The sequence below is a fragment of the Halomonas shantousis genome (genome assembly GCF_054654615.1).
The window spans coordinates 656,321-676,555 of record NZ_BAAIER010000002.1; the positions used below are offsets into that span (position 1 = coordinate 656,321).

General features: G+C 63.5%; 20 protein-coding genes. 13 read left to right on the forward strand and 7 right to left on the reverse strand.

The features are described 5' to 3' along the window. The first annotated feature begins 189 nt into the window (after positions 1–189). Positions 190–1,368, forward strand: a complete 1,179-nt coding sequence (locus tag ACYQ12_RS03745) for an MFS transporter (protein WP_459867904.1) — start codon at positions 190–192, stop codon at positions 1,366–1,368. 303 nt (positions 1,369–1,671) lie between these two features. Here the strand turns inward: ACYQ12_RS03745 and ACYQ12_RS03750 are convergent, their stop codons facing one another. From ACYQ12_RS03750 to ACYQ12_RS03765, 4 genes are all read right to left on the reverse strand, one after another. Next, positions 1,672–2,055, reverse strand: coding sequence for a hypothetical protein (locus ACYQ12_RS03750; RefSeq protein WP_459867907.1), 384 nt, complete (start codon positions 2,053–2,055; stop codon positions 1,672–1,674). A gap of 163 nt (positions 2,056–2,218) precedes the next feature. Continuing rightward, positions 2,219–3,214 carry an LLM class flavin-dependent oxidoreductase gene (locus tag ACYQ12_RS03755; RefSeq protein WP_459867910.1) on the reverse strand — a complete coding sequence of 332 codons (996 nt, stop codon included), beginning with the start codon at positions 3,212–3,214 and terminating at the stop codon, positions 2,219–2,221. Between the two features lie 144 nt (positions 3,215–3,358). Next, complete coding sequence (locus ACYQ12_RS03760; RefSeq protein WP_459867913.1) at positions 3,359–3,619, reverse strand: type B 50S ribosomal protein L31; 261 nt, start codon at positions 3,617–3,619, stop codon at positions 3,359–3,361. Between the two features lie 97 nt (positions 3,620–3,716). Next, positions 3,717–4,316, reverse strand: a complete 600-nt coding sequence (locus ACYQ12_RS03765; protein ID WP_459867916.1) for a YqaA family protein — start codon at positions 4,314–4,316, stop codon at positions 3,717–3,719. 147 nt (positions 4,317–4,463) lie between these two features. Between ACYQ12_RS03765 and ACYQ12_RS03770 the strand changes: the two genes are divergently transcribed. The 4 genes from ACYQ12_RS03770 (at position 4,464) to ACYQ12_RS03785 (ending at position 8,739) form a co-directional block, all read left to right on the forward strand. Beyond that, complete coding sequence (locus ACYQ12_RS03770) at positions 4,464–6,098, forward strand: BCCT family transporter (protein WP_459867919.1); 1,635 nt, start codon at positions 4,464–4,466, stop codon at positions 6,096–6,098. 131 nt (positions 6,099–6,229) lie between these two features. After that, positions 6,230–6,412: a hypothetical protein gene (locus ACYQ12_RS03775; RefSeq protein ID WP_459867922.1), complete on the forward strand. Its 183-nt coding sequence runs from the start codon at positions 6,230–6,232 to the stop codon at positions 6,410–6,412. Positions 6,413–6,511: 99 nt separating this feature from the next. Further along, positions 6,512–7,978 carry a dihydrolipoyl dehydrogenase gene (locus tag ACYQ12_RS03780; RefSeq protein ID WP_459867925.1) on the forward strand — a complete coding sequence of 489 codons (1,467 nt, stop codon included), beginning with the start codon at positions 6,512–6,514 and terminating at the stop codon, positions 7,976–7,978. A gap of 59 nt (positions 7,979–8,037) precedes the next feature. After that, positions 8,038–8,739: an extensin-like domain-containing protein gene (locus ACYQ12_RS03785; RefSeq protein WP_459867928.1), complete on the forward strand. Its 702-nt coding sequence runs from the start codon at positions 8,038–8,040 to the stop codon at positions 8,737–8,739. A 43-nt stretch (positions 8,740–8,782) separates the two neighbouring features. On the opposite strand, the gene ACYQ12_RS03790 is transcribed toward ACYQ12_RS03785, so the two are convergent. Both ACYQ12_RS03790 and aguA read right to left on the reverse strand, forming a co-directional pair. Beyond that, positions 8,783–9,025, reverse strand: a complete 243-nt coding sequence (locus tag ACYQ12_RS03790) for a YMGG-like glycine zipper-containing protein (RefSeq protein WP_459867931.1) — start codon at positions 9,023–9,025, stop codon at positions 8,783–8,785. A gap of 74 nt (positions 9,026–9,099) precedes the next feature. Continuing rightward, positions 9,100–10,221 (reverse strand): agmatine deiminase, encoded by a 1,122-nt coding sequence (gene aguA, locus ACYQ12_RS03795; RefSeq protein ID WP_459867934.1) that lies wholly within the window; start codon positions 10,219–10,221, stop codon positions 9,100–9,102. Between the two features lie 255 nt (positions 10,222–10,476). Here aguA and ACYQ12_RS03800 point away from each other — a divergent pair, with 255 nt between their 5' ends. The 7 genes from ACYQ12_RS03800 to ACYQ12_RS03830 all read left to right on the forward strand — a co-directional run bounded on the left by ACYQ12_RS03800 (position 10,477) and on the right by ACYQ12_RS03830 (position 18,570). Beyond that, the gene (locus ACYQ12_RS03800) at positions 10,477–11,124 is read left to right on the forward strand and encodes a YbhB/YbcL family Raf kinase inhibitor-like protein (protein ID WP_459867937.1); all 648 of its coding nucleotides are present in this window, start codon (positions 10,477–10,479) and stop codon (positions 11,122–11,124) included. A 31-nt stretch (positions 11,125–11,155) separates the two neighbouring features. Further along, positions 11,156–11,467, forward strand: a complete 312-nt coding sequence (locus tag ACYQ12_RS03805) for a hypothetical protein (protein WP_459867939.1) — start codon at positions 11,156–11,158, stop codon at positions 11,465–11,467. A 204-nt stretch (positions 11,468–11,671) separates the two neighbouring features. Beyond that, positions 11,672–12,613, forward strand: a complete 942-nt coding sequence (locus ACYQ12_RS03810; protein ID WP_459867942.1) for a cobyrinic acid a,c-diamide synthase — start codon at positions 11,672–11,674, stop codon at positions 12,611–12,613. A 55-nt stretch (positions 12,614–12,668) separates the two neighbouring features. Beyond that, positions 12,669–13,844, forward strand: coding sequence for a toxic anion resistance protein (locus ACYQ12_RS03815; RefSeq protein ID WP_459867945.1), 1,176 nt, complete (start codon positions 12,669–12,671; stop codon positions 13,842–13,844). 144 nt (positions 13,845–13,988) lie between these two features. Further along, positions 13,989–14,516, forward strand: coding sequence for a retropepsin-like aspartic protease family protein (locus ACYQ12_RS03820; RefSeq protein WP_459867948.1), 528 nt, complete (start codon positions 13,989–13,991; stop codon positions 14,514–14,516). 89 nt (positions 14,517–14,605) lie between these two features. Next, the gene (locus ACYQ12_RS03825; protein ID WP_459867951.1) at positions 14,606–16,297 is read left to right on the forward strand and encodes a VRR-NUC domain-containing protein; all 1,692 of its coding nucleotides are present in this window, start codon (positions 14,606–14,608) and stop codon (positions 16,295–16,297) included. Continuing rightward, positions 16,294–18,570, forward strand: a complete 2,277-nt coding sequence (locus ACYQ12_RS03830; RefSeq protein ID WP_459867954.1) for an ATP-dependent DNA helicase — start codon at positions 16,294–16,296, stop codon at positions 18,568–18,570. The genes ACYQ12_RS03825 and ACYQ12_RS03830 overlap by 4 nt, the downstream gene beginning before the upstream one ends. 175 nt (positions 18,571–18,745) lie before the next feature. Here the strand turns inward: ACYQ12_RS03830 and ACYQ12_RS03835 are convergent, their stop codons facing one another. Beyond that, on the reverse strand, positions 18,746–19,543 hold the full coding sequence (locus ACYQ12_RS03835) for a PRC-barrel domain-containing protein (RefSeq protein ID WP_459867957.1): 798 nt from the start codon (positions 19,541–19,543) through the stop codon (positions 18,746–18,748). A 158-nt stretch (positions 19,544–19,701) separates the two neighbouring features. Between ACYQ12_RS03835 and ectA the strand changes: the two genes are divergently transcribed. After that, entirely contained in the window at positions 19,702–20,226 is a 525-nt protein-coding gene (gene ectA / locus ACYQ12_RS03840; RefSeq protein ID WP_459867960.1) for a diaminobutyrate acetyltransferase, read from the forward strand. Positions 20,227–20,235: the final 9 nt, after the last annotated feature.

Genomic DNA, 20,235 nt, shown 5'->3' on the forward strand with positions numbered 1-20,235 from the left:
CGAGCACGTGTGCAGCGCCTCGGGTTGTCCGGAGCGTGATTTTCCCCCTTCTTCCTGCGTCCGCTTGATGGGCCGCCTGGCTGAGCCGGTTGTGTCATGCGCTTCGCATGGATGATTGCATTGCTAACTAAACGTTGAGGTGACTATAGTGGCAGGCTTTCATGCTTGGATGACAAGGGAGAACAGCGCATGGCGTCGCAGTGGATCATTTACATGGTGGCTTTCGCGGCGTTTCTCGGCCCGTTCACGCAGACCATCTATGCACCCATCCTGCCGGAGCTGGCCCAGTCGCTGAACACCAGCCATCTCCTGATCAATCTGAGCATTTCCATCTTCACCTTCTTCATGGCAATGATGCAGATCGTCTATGGTCCGCTGACGGATCGGGTCGGGCGCCGGCGAGTGCTGCTGGCGGGGGTGGCAATCTACATTCTGGCGTCGCTGGGATGCTTCTGGTCGGGCACCATCGAAAGCCTGCTGGTCTTTCGCGCCCTGCAGGCGGTGGGCATTGCCGCCGGATCGGTGGTGGCGGTCACCGTCATCGGGGATCTGTTCGAAGGTCGGCTGCGAGCCCGGGCGATGGGGACCTTTCAGATGATGGTGGCACTGGGACCGGTGCTTGGCCCGGTCGCTGGCGGCTTTGTCGGCGGTGCGCTCGACTATCACTACGTGTTTCTGGTACTGGCGGTCATCGGCGCGGCAGTTCTGCTGCTCAACGCGCTGCTTCTCAAGGAAACCCGACCTTCGGTGAGCAGCGGCCGTTTCAACGTCAGGGACTATGTCGTCGTGCTGGCCCATCCCTTCGGCTCGGCCATCGTGCTGCTGGGGTTCGTGCAGTTCTATGCCTTCTACAACTTTCTGGTCTTTCTGCCCAACATACTGACCGCCGAATACAGCCTGTCGGTCGAGCAGAAAGGCTTGGTGTTTCTACCGCTCTCGCTGGGAGTAGTGCTGGGCAGCTTTGCCAGTGGCCGAGCCCAGGACCGGATCGATCCCAAGACACTGCTGCTCTGGGCTTCCGGGTTGAATGTGCTGTCTATCGTGGCGTTCGTGCTGCTCGCCGATGTTTCCCTGGCGCTGCTCATCGCCACGATCGCACTCTTCGGCTTTTTCCTGGGACTGTCGATGCCGGCGCAGACAACGCTTCTCACCGAGGCTTTCCGGCACAACCGGGCCACGGCCGTCGGCGTATACAATTTCGCCCGCTTCATGGGGATGGCCTGCGGTCCGCTGGCAGGAACGCTGCTCTATCAACGAGGCGGCATGAGCCTGTTGTACGGAGTCGCGGCGTTTCTGTTCGCTTGCGCCATCTTCTATACCTACCGACGCATTCGACAATCCGAGGCCGAGGCGGCTCCACGCATGTAGTGCGCCTTGGGGAGCATTCTCAGAATGATTGTTTTTAACTATTTCCTGTATTTCATCAATATATTGGTCTTATGGTGAGGCGAGACGATAGAGTCATGAACGTCTGGAGGCTTACAGACAGTTTTCATTTCTTGCATCGTTCCGAGATGCATCCCTAGCTACACCCCATTTCGACCCGTGCACCCCCTGCACGGGTTTTTTTTTGTCGAGATTGACCGCAACGCAAGACACCCCGGGTATGAGAATGCCCGGGGTGTGGCGTTACTGGTTGGCCTGCCAGGCCAATACTGACGGGGTCAGCCGTTACTGCCGAAACTTGACCGTGTAGTGGCCTTCCAGCACTTCGGTAGGGTGAGAGGATGGCTCGCCTTGCCGGGCGCGTCCGGCTTCGTCGAAGCTGCCGCCGGCATATTGCGCCTGCCGGGCGCGAAAGGCCTCGGCGCGTTTCTTCATGCGGTGACGCAGGAAGGGCAGCATGGCCCAGCCGATCAGCAGGAAGAACAGGCCGAAGAGGGTGCCGACGATCAGCATGGTGCCGAACAGCAACCAGGTGGCGATCAGACGCAGTCCGCTCATGCCTTGGGAGGGGCGCGTCTGATGTACCCGCTCACGCCACTGCTGGGCAGCGTGCCAAGCGGCATTGCCTTGGGGGGAACCGTCGCGATGTCGTTGCCATTGATCAGTCATGAGCTACTCCGGTAAAAGGCTGCGCGCCTTGCCTGGCGTGTCCTCGTGGTCCGAGGGGGTCGCCGCCATCCCTGTCGTGTGGCTGAACAGTATGACAGCAGCGTACCGGAAACGTTGCACGCCGCTATCGCCTCCTGAAGCAGACATCAACACCTGTCCGAACTCAGCTTCGCCACACTTCGGCGAGGATTTCGTAGCTGCGCAGACGATCCTCATGACGATAGAAATCGGAGTTGATCATCAGTTCATCGGCCTCGGTGCGCTCGAGAAAGCGCTCCAGCTCTTCACGAACGGTCTGCGGACCGCCCACAATAGCGGCGCCCAGGTTCTGGGCCACCATGGAACGTTCCTGGGGTGACCAGTCGAGTTCGTCGACCGGTGGCAGGGCGCGCGTGCTGCGGCCACGGATCAGGTTGAGAAACTTCTGCTGCTGGGTCGTGGCCTGAAAGCGCGCTTCTTCGTCGGTATCGGCGGCAATCAGCGGGATACCCAGCATCACATACGGCTTGTCGAGTACCTCGGAGGGCCGAAAGCCCTGACGATACAGACGGATGGCCTCATGCATGTACCCTGGCGCGAACTGACCGGCAAAAGCGAAAGGCAGCCCCAGGTGGGCGGCCAGCTGGGCGCTGTAGCCGCTCGATCCCAGCAGCCAGATCGGCACGTGAGTCCCCTGGCCGGGGGTGGCTCTGACACGCTGGTCGGGGAGCGGGTCGCCCAGATAACGTCGCAGTTCGTCGAGTTGATCGGGAAAGTCATTGATACCCGAGCGCGGGTCGCGGCGCATGGCCTGCATGGTGATCCCGTCGGAGCCCGGTGCACGGCCGAGCCCCAGGTCGATGCGGTCGGGATACAGCGTCTGAAGAGTGCCGAACTGCTCGGCGATGACCAGTGGAGGATGGTTGGGCAGCATGATGCCCCCCGAGCCGACGCGGATACGCTGAGTGGCGCCGGCCACATGCCCGATGAGGACGGCGGTCGCAGCGCTGGCGATACCGTCGATGTTGTGGTGCTCGGCCAGCCAATAACGATGATAGCCCAGGCGGTCGACATGCTGGGCGAGATCCACCGTGCGTCGGAAGGTGTCGGCCGCGGTGCCTTCGATGGTGATCGGGGCAAGATCGAGAACGGAAAGCGGAATATCGGAAAGTCGGCTCATGAGGCCTCGCTCGGTTGGGACGAAGGAGGAATCGCCTTCGTTAGCGTGCTTAATAGGAAGCAGATGGGGACGCGCAGGGCACAATCCAACCGGTGGGATGCAAAACGCCGGCTACATGACGAAAGCCGGCGTTCATTGCAAGGCTTAGCTGCGGCGAGTGCCGAAATTCCCGAAGCGGCGCTGGAACTGCGCCGCGCGGCCTTCACTGCTGGCCTGGCGCTGCTTCCCGGTATAGAACGGATGCGATGCCGAAGAAATATCCAGACGTACCAGCGGATAGGTGTTGCCATCTTCCCATTCGATGGTCTCGTTGGACTGAATCGTCGAGCGAACCTTGAAATGCACGTCAGCGTTGGTGTCGTGAAAGATCACCGTCCGGTATGCGGGGTGAATGTCCGCTTTCATGTCGTCTCCTCGAGAGTCTCGCTTGGTAGCGTTATAAGATAACGTTCTAACTCTAGGGGACCAGGAGCCGCCTGGCAAGGGAGGGCGAGCGGCCGGATCAGGGGGTCACCTGCAGCCACAGCCAGATTCCGAACAGCATCACGCCGACCGCACCCAGCGGCCTGGAATGGCGCTTCCAGAGCTGCAGAGCCGCATTGCCCATCAGGGCAACGAGCAGGGCCAGGCCATAATAGCGAATGCCTCGCCCCAGCATGGCGGCCAGCAGGAACATCACGATGGGATAGCTGCTGGCGCCGGCCGCGAGCATGGCGATCTGAAAGGGCACCGGCACGAGGCCGATGGCCAGGATGGCCGTGAAGCCGTCCTGCTGGAAACGGCTCTGGAAACTGTTGTACGTCGCTTGATCGCCGAAGAAATTGATCAGCGCGTCGCCCCACTGGGCCATGGCGAAGGCGCCCAGGTAGTAGCCGATCATCGCGGCGGTCAGGTTGCCGGCCAGCGCGACGCTGGCGATGGTCCACTTGCGATCGGGATGGCAGAGCATCCAGGGAATCAGGATGACCTCGATGGGAATCGGGACCACCAAGGTCTCCATCATCGAGGCCACGAACAGCAACAACAACGCATGACGCGACCTGTCCAGACGGTCGAGCCAGGCTCGGGCGGAGGCAATCGCAGAAATTTTCGGCAAGGGCATGCAGAACCGTACATCGTTAGAAGGCTTGTCTTCAGCTTAGAAGATTCTATCTTTCGTGTTTTCGCTTTGCCGCAGCCTTTCGGTCTAGAGTGTTAGATAGCAAGCGAAAAATAGCACTGAGTGAAGGAACACCCAGAGGACTCGCATATGGTCAACGCCAACAATGGACGGCATCGTGTATTTATCATTGCCGCTGCAATCATTGCCGTGCTGGTGGCATTGGGCGCGGCATTTCCGGATCGATTCGGAAGCGTGGCGTCTTCCGCCCTGACGGGCATCTCGCACTACTTCGGCTGGTTTTATCTGTTTTCCGTGTTCGGCTTCGTGCTGTTTCTGGTCGGGCTGGCGTTCAGCAAGTACGGCAAGATCCGCCTCGGCCCCCAGGACAGCAAGCCGAGCTACAGCTTCTTTTCCTGGGTCAGCATGCTGCTGGCCGCCGGTTTCGGCGTGGGGCTGGTGTTCTACGGCATGGCCGAGCCCATGACCCATTACTTGAACCCGCCTTTCGCCGATATGCCCGGCGAGACCGAGGAGGCGGCGCGCTACGCCATCCAGTACAGTTTTTTCAACTGGGGGATTCATCAGTGGGCGGCCTTCGCCCTGGTGGGGTTGATCATCGCCTATTTCCAGTTTCGCAAGGGCCAGGCGGGTCTGGTGTCGGTGGTGTTGTCACCGGTGGCGGCCAGGCTGCCGCGCAGTCGCGAGATCGGCACTGCGCTGGACGTGTTCGCCGTGGTGGCCACGGTGATGGGCGTCGCCACCTCGATCGGCCTGGCGGTGCTGCAGATCAACGGTGGGCTGCATGCCGTATTCGGCGTGCCCGAAGGCATGTTGTGGCAGTTCATCATCATGGGTGCGATGTTCTGCTGTTACATGCTGTCCACCTGGTCGGGTCTCGACAAGGGCATCAAACGCCTCTCCAATCTCAACATGGCGCTATGCCTCGGGCTGATGCTGTACGTGCTGTTCAGCGGTTCGACCGTGGCCATTCTCGAAACCATCACGCTGGGCATCGGCGACTATCTGCAGAACTTCATCGGCATGAGTCTGCGCGTGGCGCCGTACAGCGGCAGCGAATGGGCAACCGACTGGACGATCTTCTACTGGGCCTGGGTCATCGCCTGGTCTCCGTTCGTCGGCACCTTCGTGGCGCGCGTGTCGCGTGGGCGCACCATCAAGGAGTATGTCTTCGGTGTGCTCATCGTGCCGCCGCTTCTGGCCTGCCTGTGGATCGGCGTTTTCGGGGGCGCGGCGCTGAACATGGAGCTCAACGGCGATGTCGGGCTGGCCGCGGCCACCGAAGAAAACATTACCGTGGCGTTGTTCGAGATGTTCGACCTGATGCCCTTCAGCGGCATCCTGTCGGTGGTGGCGATCTGCCTGATCTTCATCTTTCTGGTCACCTCGGCGGATTCGGCGACCTACATCGTCTCGCAGATGACCGATAACGGCTCACTCAACCCACCGCTTTACAAGCGCATCACCTGGGGGCTATTGATCGCGGGGATCTGCCTGACGCTGATCATCGCCGGTGGCTTGAAGGGGCTGCAGTCCGCCGCCGTACTCTCGGCGCTGCCATTCACGTTTATCCTGTACGGCATGGTCTACATTCTCATCAAGGAGCTGAAAGAAGACCGCAGGGCGATGCTGGCTGCGCTGTATCGCAAGCATGACGAGACTCCTGTCGGGGCGGATCCCTTCGAAGCGGAGATGATGGCCGAAGACGACCGGATCCGGCGCGCTCCGGATGTCGTCAATCGCCGCATCAACAATCAGCATTGAGCCGAGACCGGCCACCCGTGACGTCGCGTCGGGTGGCCGGGATCACGTTGCGTTGACAGCAGTGCTGGTGAAATGGTCGCGAACCTCTTAATGTTCGGGTATTACCTGCTGCCATCCGGTGGAGTCCGACCGTGCCGGTGAAACCCTCCCGACATCATGGCGCTACCCGGCGTCCCTCATCCAAGCCCTCCGTCATGCAGTGGCTGCGTCAGCCACAGGCGTTGGATCGTTTGCTCGACGCCTTGGTCGTGGTCTCCGTGAGCTGCGCGCTGATCGTTGGCGCCATCGCCCTGCTGGTGACGCTGCTGGTCTGACTGCGGTCGCCTGTTCTGTCGCCACTGCCTAGGCTGATGAGGGGTGGCCTGGCATGACATGCCAGCGACAGCTTGATTGTCAGACAAGGAGGAATCGCAATGGAGGAGCGCGAGGCCGAGGTGGCCATCATCGGAGCCGGCAGTGCGGGACTGGCAGCCTATCGTGCTGCCAAGGCACGTACGCGATCGGTCATGCTGATAGAGGGTGGCTCTTACGGTACCACTTGTGCTCGAACCGGCTGCATGCCCAGCAAGCTGCTGATCGCCGCTGCCAATGCCATTCACGACGCCAGACACGTCGAGGTCTTCGGTGGCCGTCTCGGCGCTGGCGTGAGCGTCGATGGCCGGGCCGTGATGGCTCGCGTCCACCACGAGCGCGCGAGTTTCCTGAATTCCGTCCTGAGCTCAGTGGAACAGCTGCCCGCCGAGGACAAGCTCCAGGGGCCGGCTCGCTTCGAGAATTCACGGTCGCTGCTCGTCGGTGACCATACGCGTGTACGTTTCGAGCGTGTGGTCATCGCCTGCGGTTCACGTCCCAAGGTGCCGGACATCTTCAAGGCCGCCGGCGACCGGCTGGTGACCAGCGACACCCTGTTCGAATGGGAGACGCTACCCGAATCGGTGGCCGTGTTCGGGCCTGGCGTGACGGGGCTCGAGCTCGGTCAGGCGCTGGCACGCCTGAACGTGCGGCTGCGCGTGTTCGGGCGCAGCGGCGGGTTGGGCGGGCTGACGGATCCCGTCGTTCGCGACGAAGCCTGCCGCGTCTTCAACCGGGAGTTCCCACTCGATCCGCAGGTCGACGTTCAGGACATCTCTCGTCAGGGCGAACGGATCGTGATCACCTTCCGCGAGCGCGGCTCCGGTGACGTGCTCCGGGAGGCGTTCGACTATCTGCTGGTTGCTACCGGACGCCAATCCAACCTCGACCGGCTCGGGCTGGAAAATACCTGTCTCGACCTGGATGACAAGGGGGTGCCGGCCTATGACCGCTTCACGATGCAGTGCCAGGGCGAGGGAGACGCGGAGTGTTTCTTCATTGCCGGCGACGCCGACCAGGGGGAGCCGCTGCTTCACGAGGCGACCGACGAAGGGCGCATCGCCGGCGACAATGCCGGGCGCTTCCCCCATATTCGCGCGGGGCATCGGCGTGTACCGCTGAGTGTGGTGTTCTGCGAGCCGCAGATCGCCAGGGCCGGGCTTGGCCATGCCGAGGTTCAGCAGCGTTACGGTGATCGGGGGGGATTTGCCTGTGCCGAAATCTCTTTCGAGGATCAGGGCCGAGCGCGTGTCATGAACGTCAACCGCGGGAGAATGCGCGTCTATGGCGAGTACGGTTCCGGGCTGCTGCTCGGCGCCGAGATTCTCGGCCCTGATGCCGAGCATCTCGGCCATCTGCTGGCCTGGGCCTGTCAGCAGCGCATGACCGTGACACAGATACTGCGCATGCCGTTCTATCACCCCACGCTCGAGGAAGGGCTGCGTACGGTACTGCGCGATCTGGGCAGTCGCCTGCGGCTCGAGTCGGCGCTGGTCGACCCTTGCATGGAGTGCGGGCCGGGTACCTGACGGCCTTTCTCGTTACCCATGCTTTTTCATTGCACGCCCACTTCCTCCAAAGAGTGACCATGAAGCGTTTCTGGATGGCGTTCTGGCTGGTGCTCATCGCGATCGGGGTCGGTTTCGACAAGCAGTGGTGGAGCATTCCCGACGAGTGGAACCCCTGGGCACCGCTGGCGATCGGTGACCCGCCGACGCCGCTGACGAAGTGGAAACTGAAACAGCTGAAGGAGGATCGCGAGGGCTGCCTGGCGGTACTGGCGAACGCGCCGGAAGAGACGCTGCGCTATACCGTGCTGGCCGACCACACGCCGGTGGCGGGGTGCCCGCTGGAAAATGTGGTGCGCCTTCATCGGGCCGGGGTGAGTTTCAATTCAAGCTTCGTGGCGACCTGCCCCCTGGCGGTGGCCTGGCTGATGTTCGAGCGCCACCGGCTTCAGCCGGCAGCCGAGCGGTATTTCGACCAACCGGTGGCCCGGGTGGATCACTATGGCTCCTTTGCCTGTCGCAACATCTATCACCGTCAGAATGCTCGTCGAAGTGAGCACGCCAGCGCAGAGGCGCTCGATATCGCCGCCTTTCGCCTGGAGGACGGTCGGCGCATCAACGTACTCAGGGACTGGGAGCGGGAAGGGCCAGCCGGCGACTTTCTGCATCAGGCGCATGACGGTGCCTGCGAGTTTTTCGGCACGACCCTGGGGCCGGATTACAATGCCGCCCATGCCAATCACTTTCATCTGGGCATGCGCGGCTTCGGCTTCTGCCGCTGAAGAGCGGGAGACATCAAGGTTACCGGCAAGCTCTTACAAGCTCTTAATCGGTAAGGTCGAACTCCTCGAGATTGACCGTGTCCTCATCGGTGAGGGCCCCGGTGGCAGCACCTACCGCTGCCCCCATGGCCGCCCCGGTGAGCAAGCCGGTATCGGTGACGGCCGCGACACCCGCACCCGTGGCCGCCCCGACTCCTGCGCCACTGGTGGCTCGTTCGGTGGTACCGGTACCGCACCCGGACAGCCCCAGCACGGTAACCAGGATTCCCAGACGCAACGCTGACATAGCAGCCTCCTGTCCTTGCATAATGTCCTCACAGCGTAGAGGGCCGTCGGAGAGGCAGCCAAGCGGGCCGGGAATCAGGGGCGCGGCTGCTGCTGGGTGATGCAATGAATGTTGCCCCCGCCGAGAAGGATCTCCCGGGCATCGACACCGATGACACGGCGACCCGGAAACAGGTCGGCCAGGAGCGTCCGGGCCGGGGCGTCGTACTTGGGATCGAGCAGCGGCATGACGATCACCGTATTGGCGATATAGAAATTGACGTAGGAGGCGGCCATGCGATCGCCGGGCTGGCGGGGCCGCGAGCTGTTGAGCCGATCGACGCCGCTGGCCTCCTCCTCCTCGATATGCAGCGGCCCCGGCTGGAGCAGCTTGTGGACCTTGAAGTCGCGCCCGCGGGCGTCGGTGGAGCGCTCGAGCACGTCGAGCGCCGCCCGCGAGATGGCATACTGCGGATCGTTTTCGTCTTCCGTCCAGGTCAGGGCGACGACGCCGGGGGCGATGAAGCAGCACAAGTTGTCGACGTGACCGTCGGTTTCGTCCAGGTAGCAGCCGTTGGCCAGCCAGATCACCTTCTCGATGCCCAGATATTCCCCCAGCAGCCGCTCCATGGTGGCGCGATCCATGTCCGGGTTGCGGTTGGGGTTGAGCAGGCACTCCTCGGTGGTGATCAGCGTGCCCTCGCCGTCGACGTGAATGGCACCCCCCTCGAGCACCATGGGCGCGGCGAAGCAGGGCACACCCAGCATTTCGGCGATCTTGCGCCGGATGCGCCGGTCCTTGTCCCAGGGGAAATAGAGCCCGCCCTTGAGCCCGCCCCAGGCATTGAAATCCCAGTCGACCATCGCCAGCCGGCCATCCGGATGAGTCAGGAAGGTCGGCCCCACGTCACGCATCCAGGCATCGTTGCTCGACAGTTCGACCACGCGGATATGCTCGGGAAGCTGATGACGGGCGTTCTCGTACTGCTCGTCGTTGACGCCGACGAAGACGGTCTCGCTCTCGGCGATGGCCGTGGCAACCTTGACGAAGGCGCGCTGTGCCGGCTTGGCGCCGTAGCGCCAGTTATCGGGCCGCTGCGGCCACAGCATCCAGCAGGCGTCATGCGGAGCGAACTCGGCTGGCATGCGAAAGCCGAGTTGCGCAGGCGTCCGATGATCGACGGTAACGGGAGTGGCGGGTGTCGAACTGTCTGTCATGTGAACCTCGAAAAGTCCTGCGCCTCGTGATTGTGGCCTTTGGGCAGCGTGGCCTGTCTACCCTGTGGCGGCACGTGCCGATCTGCAGATGTCCAGGGGCAGCGGAGCCCGACGCCATCCTGCGACGGATAAAAAGCGCGACTTTAGCACCGCTCGTTCTGCGGCCCAACGCCTGTGCATGTCGGGTTCGTGTCCCGCCTATCATGGGCTAGGCTATAGGATGGATAGAGTGGAGCAACTCACAAGGAGACGAAGATGGCCGAAGACGAAGTGACGATGCGTCTGTTTATCGAAGGCATCAATCAGGATCAGCCGATTCCCGGACAGTATGCCTTTGCCGTGCCGGATGCCGAGCAGCATTTTCGCTTCAGCGACAATCGCAATCCTCAGGTGGTGTGGGATTTCGTGCCCGAGGATACCCGCAGTTTCGCGTTACTGGTGATCGATCCCGATGTGCCTTCCGACCCCACCGACGTGAACCAGGAGGGCAAGACGGTGCCGCGGGATCTGCCGCGCGTGGACTTCTATCACTGGGTGCTGGTCGACATTCCCGCCGATGTGCGTCAGATCGACGAGGGCGAGGACGCCGACGGCGTCGTGGCCAAGGGCAAGGCGCCGGGCAGGACGCCCAAGGGGCTACGCGGCATCAATAGCTACACGGATTTCTTCGCCGGCGACCCCGACCTGGAAGGCGTCTACGGCGGCTACGACGGGCCCTGTCCGCCGTGGAACGACGAGCGTCTGCACCATTATCATTTCATCCTCTACGCCCTCGATGTCGAGACGCTGGGGCTGGACGGGGAGTTCACCGGCGATCAGGCCCGTGAGGCGATGCAGGGCCATGTCCTGGCGCAGGCCAGTGTGGTGGGGACCTACACGCTCGATCCCCAACTGGCGAAGTGAGTCGGTCCGAAAAGGGCGGTACGAGGCTGTCATGAACGACGCAATGGAAGTGCAGACAACGAGACTGGAGGTTACCGCCGCGGAGGGGGGCGATGTCGAGGTCCGCCTCGAACGTGGCGAGGCGGGATTTGCCGCGAACGCGGAGCAGCGCGGCACTCGCATCGCCACGTCGGACGGCGCGGATGCCGTGGAAACGCTGGCATCCTGTCTGGCACAGGTTGCCCGTATGGTGGGGACGGACAATATCCGTTCGGCGCAGGTAAGCGGATACAAGCTGATGGGCGATGCCGGCTTCGCCAAGGCCTGTCGGCAGGCGGGGATAGAGATTCCCGCCTCCCGCTAGCTTTTCTCCGCAACCTTCCCGCTTCCTGTCGCGCTTCCCGTCACCGGCAACGTGCACCTCTTCGACGGGACGCGCTCAACAGGACGCTCGCCGTAAGGTGCGGTTCAGGTGGCGCTGTCGTCGCATGACGTCTGTCCGTCTTTAACCTCGCCGCGGCGTTACTCTACAATCAGGGCTCCTACGCAATCGGCAGGCCTTTCTCCTATGCTCGAATTTCTTCAAGGGTTTGCCTACGGGATATTCATCAGCTGTCTGCCTTGGTTTCTGATCGGCATGATCAGTCCGCGACACGCCATCCCGACCCCTTTTCCCAATCGCCTGCAGGTGATCATCCGCTACTGGCTGGTGATCCCGTTCATTGCCTTGCTGCTGTGGCTGACCTCTCTATGGGGCGGCTTCGGCCCATCCCTGGCCGGCTGGCTCGTCGGACTGGTGGCGATCGTCGTCGAGCGCCCCGTGGAGGGACGTCTGCGGCACTGGTGGCACGCGCGCAAGCAGCGCCGGCTCGAGGCCCGACAGAGCGCCGAAGCCGCTCGGCGCCGGGCGGAGCTCGAGCGTGAAGCCCGCGAGGCCGGTGTCGCCACGCTCGATCCCGGTCAGCCGCCGGTGGATGCCGATCAAGTGATCCGGGCGCTCTGCACCGCCAAGCAGCAGTTGCTCGACGTGCGCCGCCCAGATATCGCCGTGCAGGCCGACCGGCTCTACAGCCGCTATTGTCGCGTCCTGGAGGTGCTGCAGGCACGCTTCGACGCCCGCGAACTGACTTTCGAGCGCTCGCAGACCCTGGTACGGGAGGTGTGTCTCGGCGCCGTGGACAATCTCACCGCCATGGCCTCGCAGGCTGGCGGCGTGGCCGGCGTGGATCGCGAGTTCGTCGAGCGGCGGCTGGCCAGAGGGCAGCGGCTGACAGCGGCCGAGCGCTCGGCGCTCGAGCGGCGGCTGGCGCTGGTCGAGGAAACCGAACGTCATCTGCACGATCTAAGCGCCCGTAACGAAGCGGCTCTCACCGCCCTGGACGATACCGCCGTGGCCATGGCACGCATCGAGACCGGCCGGCCCCAGGCCTCGGTGAACGCCGACCAGGCCCTGCGCGACCTGCGGCAGTTCGTCGACGGTGCCGAGCGCTATAGCCGCGAGCGTCGCTGACGGCAAGCGGTACTTGCAGGCGCGGCACTTATACGGCACCAAGGAGGAAAAATTCATGCGCGATGAGCGAGAAACCGGTCCCGGCGAGCGCCTCTCCCTGCCGTCGATAGACGAAGTCTCCGACAGTGTCGAGCGCAGCTCCGACACCGAGCACGATGAGCAACGCGATCTCGCCGCCCAGGCCGATGCCTTCGTCGAGGAACTGCTGACCCAGCCCGATGCCTCGACGGAGCGGCAGCGCCGGGCCGTGGACGAGATGGGCATCGAGATACAGCGTCAGGCGGCGCATCAGAGCGAGATGCTCAAGACGCCGATCCGCAAGCTCGCCCATCAAGGCGATGATGGCGGCCCGGTGGCCCAGGCGCTGACCCGGCTGCGTGGCCAGATGCAGGAGCTCGATCCCAACCGGCGTTCCCTCTCCAGCGGCGGGCTCGACCGGCTCCTGGCCTTCATTCCCGGTGTCGGCAACCGCATGCAGCGCTACTTCCGGCAATACGAGAGTGCCCAGGAGGCGATCGACGCCATCATCCACGATCTGGAGTCCGGTCGCGACATGCTGCGTCGCGACAATCTCACGCTCTCCGACGATCAGCAGGCACTGCGTGACACGCTGGATGAGCTGCACCGCCAGATCGCGCTGGGGCGGATGATCGATGAGCGGCTGGAAACACGCGCCGCCAGGCTTGGCGAGGGCGATCCCCAGCGCACCTTCATCGAGGAGGAACTGCTCTTCCCGCTGCGCCAGCGTATCGTCGACCTGCAGCAGCAGCTCACCGTCAGCCAGCAGGGCGTGCTGGCGCTGGAAGTGGTGATCCGCAACAACCGTGAACTCATGCGCGGGGTGGATCGTGCCATCAATGTCACCGTCGCGGCGCTCTCCGTGGCGGTGACGGTGGCCATGGCCTTGGCCAATCAGCGGTTGGTGCTCGACCGTGTCGAGGCCATCAATACCACGACCTCGGATATGATCGCCGGTACTGCCAAGGCCTTGCGCAGCCAGGGGACGCAGATCCAGAATCGTGCCGCCTCGGCAATGCTCGACATGCACAAGCTCGAGGAGGCTTTCGGTGACGTGTTGGCCGCCATCGACGAGGTTTCGCGCTATCGGCGCGAGGCGCTGCCTCAGTTGGATGCCCAGATCGACCGCCTGGAAACCCTGGCCCAACAAGGGAACAGCGCCATCCACCGCCTGGAGCGGGGCAACGATGCCCAGGCGGGAGAAACCCTGTAGGGCCGGGCCCAAGTGTGTACTGCTGTGCCGTCGGCTATGGCGCTCCAGAAACGTCTCGCTGCGCGGCGGGCGTCTATGCTCTAGGCACGGTTTCCCTCCTTCCCGGCAAGTGACAGAAGCCGGTTGCAGACAGGCCGAGGCGCAATGGACGACGACACGAAGACGGTACGGCGAACGGGACTAGGCATGCTGATCCTGTTCTGGGTGCTGCTGCTGGGGTTCGGTGCCTGGTGGTTTCAGGGCATGTTCGATTCGCGCCACAACCCCAACGCGGATCTGATCCAGAGCGAGGAGGGCGGTGAAGGACCGGTGACGCTGCAGCGCAACGTCTCGGGACACTTCGTCGCCACCGGCCGTATCAACGGCGAGCCGGTGGAGTTTCTCCTCGATACCGGGGCGAGCTACGTCGCCGTGCCCGAAGCGCTCGCCGAGCGCCTGGGGCTCGAACGAGGAGCCGGCGCCCACTTCAATACCGCCAATGGGCGCGTGCCGGGGTACCTGACGCAGATCGATCGGATCAGCCTCGGTGGGCTGACGGCACACGACGTGCGCGGCTCGATCAATTCCGGCATCGATGGCGACATCGCGCTGCTGGGCATGAGTTTTCTGAATCGCTTCGACATCGAGATCCGCGGCAGCGAGATGGTGCTGCGCCCGGCGGGCAACCGCTGACGCTGCCGGTACGTCGTGCAGTGCGAGAGCCGTTGGCGCGGGGCCTGACGATTGCTACCATGGATGTTTGAACAGTATTCGTGACAGCCATGACACGCCCGCAGCTCGACGATCCTTTCTATTATCTCCACAACTTCCAGACCGTGCTGGACTGGGTCGGCGCGCGTTATGAGGATCTGCTGGTGGCGCACGAGCGCGAGTTCATCGCGCAGTTTCCCGCCCTTCCCCACGCCTCCCGAGCCTTGCTGGTGCGTATGGTGATGCGCAAGGGCACGCTGTTTCGCGCCGACAAGCTGCGCTATGCCGAAATCGGCCCGTCACGGGAGGTAGTGAAACCGCTGCTGGCGATGGGCTGGGTCGAGATGGACCCCGTGCTGTCTCTTGAGACGTTGTTCACGCTGCTCACCAAGACCGAGCTGGTCAGGGCGCTGGCGAATCAGGCAAGTGACGGTTTGAAAGGCGCGGCCAGTCTCAGGAAAGCCGAACTGCTGGCACGGCTGAACGACGAGGACGCCGAGCCCCGCCGCTTCTCCGCCTGGTGGCAGGATAGCGGCGACGAGGTCTACGCCTTGTCGCTGATGGCGCTATGCGATCGCCTGCGGCTGATGTTCTTCGGCAATCTGCGCCAGGACTGGTCCGACTTCGTGCTGGCGGATCTGGGCGTCTACCGCTATGAGACGGTCGCGTTCAGTGCCGAGTCGCGGGCCTTTCGTCAGCGCGCCGAGGTGGATACCTACCTGCACCTGCATCATTGCCGCGAGCGCTTCGAGGCGGGCGAGCCGCTGGAGTCGCTTCTCGAGGCGGTGCCCGACGTGGCCTGCGATAACACCTGGCTCGAGTCACGACGCGCCAAGCTGCTGTTCCAGCTCGGCCAGCATTGCGAGCGCCACACGGAGCTGGAAACGGCGCTTGCCCTGTATGCCGGCTGCTCGCACCCCGGTGCGCGCATGCGCCGGTTGCGCGTGCTCGAGCGTTGCGAGCGTTTCGATGCCGCGCTCGCCCTGGCTCGCGAGGCCGAACAGGCCCCGGAGAGCGACGCCGAGCGTCAGCACCTGCAGCGCCTGCTGCCGCGTCTGCATCGCAAGCTGGGGCTTCCCGGGCCGGACTCCCGCAAGGCGGCGCCAGTGAGCCGCATCGAACTTTCCCTGCCCCGCATGGGAGCCTGCGAGTCGGTGGAAATCGCCGTGCGTGACCACCTCGACGAGGCCGAAGGGCCGGTGCACTACGTCGAGAACACGCTGATCAACTCGCTGTTCGGCCTGTTGTGCTGGGAGGCGATCTTCGCACCGTTGCCGGGAGCATTCTTTCACCCCTTCCATACCGGACCTGCGGATCTGCTGCGTGCCGATTTTTACCGGCGCCGGGCGGCGCTGTTCGATGCCTGCCTGACGCAGCTGGAGTCGGCAGCCTACAAGATGACGATTCGTCATCACTTCATCGCCAAACGGGGATTGCAGTCACCCTTCGTGCACTGGGGCGTGCTCGACGAGACGCTGCTCGAACGGGCACTGACCTGTTTCCCGGCCTCCCATCTCAGGCTCTGGTTCGAGCGGTTGCTGCGCGACGTCAAGGCCAACCGTGCCGGCATGCCGGATCTGGTCCAGTTCTGGCCCGAGCGGGAAGACGGCCCGCGCTACCGCATGATCGAGGTGAAGGGGCCGGGGGATCGTCTGCAGGACAATCAACTGCGTTGGCTGTCGTTCTGTGCCGAGCATGCCATGCCGGTGGAGGTGTGCTACGTGCAGTGGACGGAAATCGTCGTCAAGGAGCCGCTTCGTTGAGCTATAGCGTTGCGGTACGAACCCTGTGCGAATTCACCGCCAAGGCCGGCGATCTGGATCTGCGCTTCACGCCATCGCCGACCGCCCAGGAGGGTATCGCCGGTCACGGTGTGGTGAGCGCACGACGCGGCGACGGCTACCAGCGTGAGATCTCGCTCAGCGGCGATTACCGGCATCTGGAGGTGCGTGGCCGGGCCGATGGCTTCGATCCATCCCGCGGTCAGCTCGAGGAGATCAAGACCTTCCGTGGCGATCTGGACCGAATGCCCGCCAATCACCGTGCGCTGCACTGGGCGCAGGTCAAGGTCTACGGCTGGTTGTTCTGTCAGGCGCGGGAGTTGTCGGAGCTGCGCCTGGCGCTGGTCTACTTCGATATCGCCACTCAGCGGGAAACGGTACTCAGCGAGGTATTCTCCGCCGAGGCGCTACGGGAGTTCTTCGAGCGGCAGTGCGCGCGGTTCCTTGACTGGGCCGAGCAGGAACTTACCCATCGCGAGGCGCGTAACGCGGCGCTGATGGCACTGCATTTTCCGCATGCGGCGTTCCGGGCAGGGCAGAGGCCGCTGGCCGAGGCGGTCTACAAGGCGGCGAGTACCGGCCGCTGCCTGATGATGCAGGCGCCTACCGGTATCGGCAAGACGTTGGGCACGCTGTTTCCTCTGCTCAAGGCGATGCCCGGACAGCGGCTCGATCGGGCGTTTTTTCTCACCGCCAAGACGCCCGGGCGCCGGCTGGCGCTGCAGGCGCTCGCGGCCCTGCGCAACAGCGTCGACGAGCTGCCGCTGCGGGTACTGGAACTGACGGCCCGGGACAAGGCCTGCGAGCATCCCGACAAGGCGTGCCACGGCGATGCCTGCCCGCTGGCGCGCGGCTTCTATGACCGGCTGCCCGCGGCGCGTCGGGCGGCGGTAAACACGGGGACGCTCGACCAGGCCGCGCTACGCGGCGTGGCGCTCGAGCACGACATCTGCCCCTATTACCTAGGGCAGGAACTGGCGCGCTGGAGCGACGTGGTGGTGGGCGACTACAACCATTTCTTCGATCTCCACGCCATGCTGTATGCGCTGACCGTCGCTCAGCAGTGGCGGGTCGGGGTGCTGGTGGACGAGGCGCACAATCTGGTCGAGCGTGCCCGGAGGATGTACAGCGCGGAGCTCGATCAGAGCGCCTTGCAGGCGGCGCGCCGTCACGCATCGGCAGCGCTCAAGGCTCCGCTTGAGCGGGTTCTGCGGCAGTGGCGAACGCTGAATGCGCAGCAGGACGAGGCGGCGCCGGGCCAGGACTACCAGGTACTGGACGCATTGCCCGACAAGCTGCTGTTCGCGCTGCAGCACGCCGTGGCGGCGATCACCGATGAACTGGCCGAAGCGCCGGCGGCGCTGGACGGTACGCTGCAGAACTTCTACTTCGAGGCCATGCATTTCTGCCGCGTCGCCGAGCTGTTCGGCGAGCACTCACTGTTCGACATGACGCTTAGACCCGGCAGACGTGGCGCGCAGCTCTCGCGACTATGTCTACGCAACGTGGTGCCGGCGACCTTTCTCACCCCGCGTTTCGAGGCGACACGCACCACGGTGCTGTTTTCGGCGACCCTGGGCCCGCATCACTACTATGCCGGCCTGTTGGGGCTGCCGGCGGCAACGCCATGGATCGAGGTGGAATCGCCGTTCCACGCCGGGCAGCTCAGGGTGCGAATTGCAGGCCATGTGTCGACACGTTATCGCCACCGAGAGGCGTCGCTCTCACCCATCGTCGAATTGATGGCCCGCCAGTATGCCGAACAACCGGGCAATTATCTGACTTTCCTGAGCAGCTTCGACTATCTGGAGCAGGTGGCCGAGCGGTTCCAGGCCTGCCACCCCGAGGTGCCGGTGTGGCGGCAGTCACGCGGGATGGACGAGGCGGCGCGCCAGGCCTTTCTCGAACGCTTCGTTCCCGAGGGCCGAGGCATCGGCTTCGCCGTGCTGGGGGGCGCCTTCGGCGAGGGGATCGATCTGCCGGGAGAACGGTTGATCGGCGCCTTCATTGCCACGCTGGGTCTGCCGCAGCTCAATCCGGTCAATGAGTGTTTCAAGCAGCGCATGGCGGCGCGCTTCGGGGCGGGATACGACTACACCTATCTCTATCCCGGTCTGCAGAGGGTGGTGCAGGCCGCGGGGCGGGTAATTCGCACTCAGCAGGATCGCGGCATCGTCTACCTGATCGATGACCGCTTCGCGCGTCCCGAGGTCGCGGGTCTGTTGCCGGCCTGGTGGAAGGTGGAGCGGCGCTGAGCCACGTCGTTACAGGCAATGCCATTACAAGCCATGTCGTTCAGACCCTGTCGCGACATGATGGCAAAACATGAGCTTCAAGCCCCCTCGAATGGGTACCTGGCATTGGCATCTGAAGGGAGTGGGTCGCAGGCAGGCCCCGACCATCCGCGTGACCGGGGCGGAAGGAAGGACATCAGGAATCTTCCCAGTAGCCGTTGAACTCGTCATAGTTGAACGTCGTCATGCCGGTGACGTCCTCCTGTGTATAGGGTAACTCGTAGGAGGTGTAGCCGGGACTCCAGCCGTAGGTGAAACCATGGAAGGGATAGGCAATCGCGCCTCCGCCACCACCGAAGGTAGGACCGGCCGGCATCACGATCACGGCCAGTAGCTCGCCCTGCTCCGAAAAGACGACATTGTCGACGTAGCCATACTCCATGCCGTTCTGCAGATTGGAGTAATCGTTGAGCAGCTCGGTGAGCTTCCAAGTGCGCTCACCCGTGTCGGCGCCTTCCTCTATCGCGGCCTTCTGCTGGAAGTCTTCGCGGGTAACGGCCGAATTTTCTCCATAAAGCCGATAATCCTCGACGTTGTCCTCATTGACCGGAATGCGGACGCCTTCCTCGGTCAGCTCGGCCTGATCCCAAGGCACGATGACGTGAGTGTCACCGATGTCCCAGACCCCGCCGACCTGGGCGATCAGGGCGACGATCCGGTTCTGCTCGTCGAGAACCGCATTGACGACGTCACCGATATCGTCCCCATTCTTGCCGATGGTATCGGCGCCCAGCAGACGATCACCCAGAATGCGCCCCTTCTCGTAGACTTCGTCGTAGTTCCACTCGCTGAGAGGACGAACCTGTCCCTGGTTGTCGCTGTTAGCGCGGGCCGCATTGTCCGTCTGGGCCTGGACCGGTGAAACCGCGGCGGTTGACGCAATAGCCAGGGCAAGAGCTGAAGCGGAAACGGGTATGCGATGCTGAAGTTTCATGTCAGTCGCCTCCTTTTGCACGGGACACTGTCCAAGCTAGCAAAGGAGAGGAAGGCGTAAAGCGAGGCCTGGCGACAGCTCGGTGCGATCCGTGAAATCCCCGATTGCCTCTGCTATCGTCGCTAGCGAGCCAGTCGCTTGGACTCAGGGAGGAGAGCATGACCACGCTGCGCCATGGCGGTGACGAAGTGGTAATCAGGCAACCGACGGTCAACGACAGCGCCCGGCTGCATGATCTGGTGCGTCGAGTGCCGCCGCTGGCCGAGAATTCGGTGTACTGCAATCTGCTTCATTGCACCCACTTCGCCGAGACCTGTGCGGTGGCCGAAAAGCGGGATGAGCTGGTCGCCTTCGTGACCGGGTATCTGCATCCGAAACAGCCCGACACCTACTTTCTCTGGCAGATCGGTGTGCATGAGCATGGACGAGGCCAGAGGCTGGCGCTGCGCATGATCCAGCATATCCTGGCGCGTCCCATCTGCCGCCACGTCACCACCCTGGAAGCGACCGTCAGCGCGACCAACGCAACCTCGCGCGCCATGTTCGAATTCGTGGCCAGGGCCGAGGCAGCCGAGGTCGAGCGACACCGCGGCTACTACCCGCCCGAGGTCTTCGGCGCCGAGAACACGCTGGCCGAGGATCTGCTGCGCATCCATCCGCTCTCGACCCCGCGCGGCGCTTAGGGTTTCGAG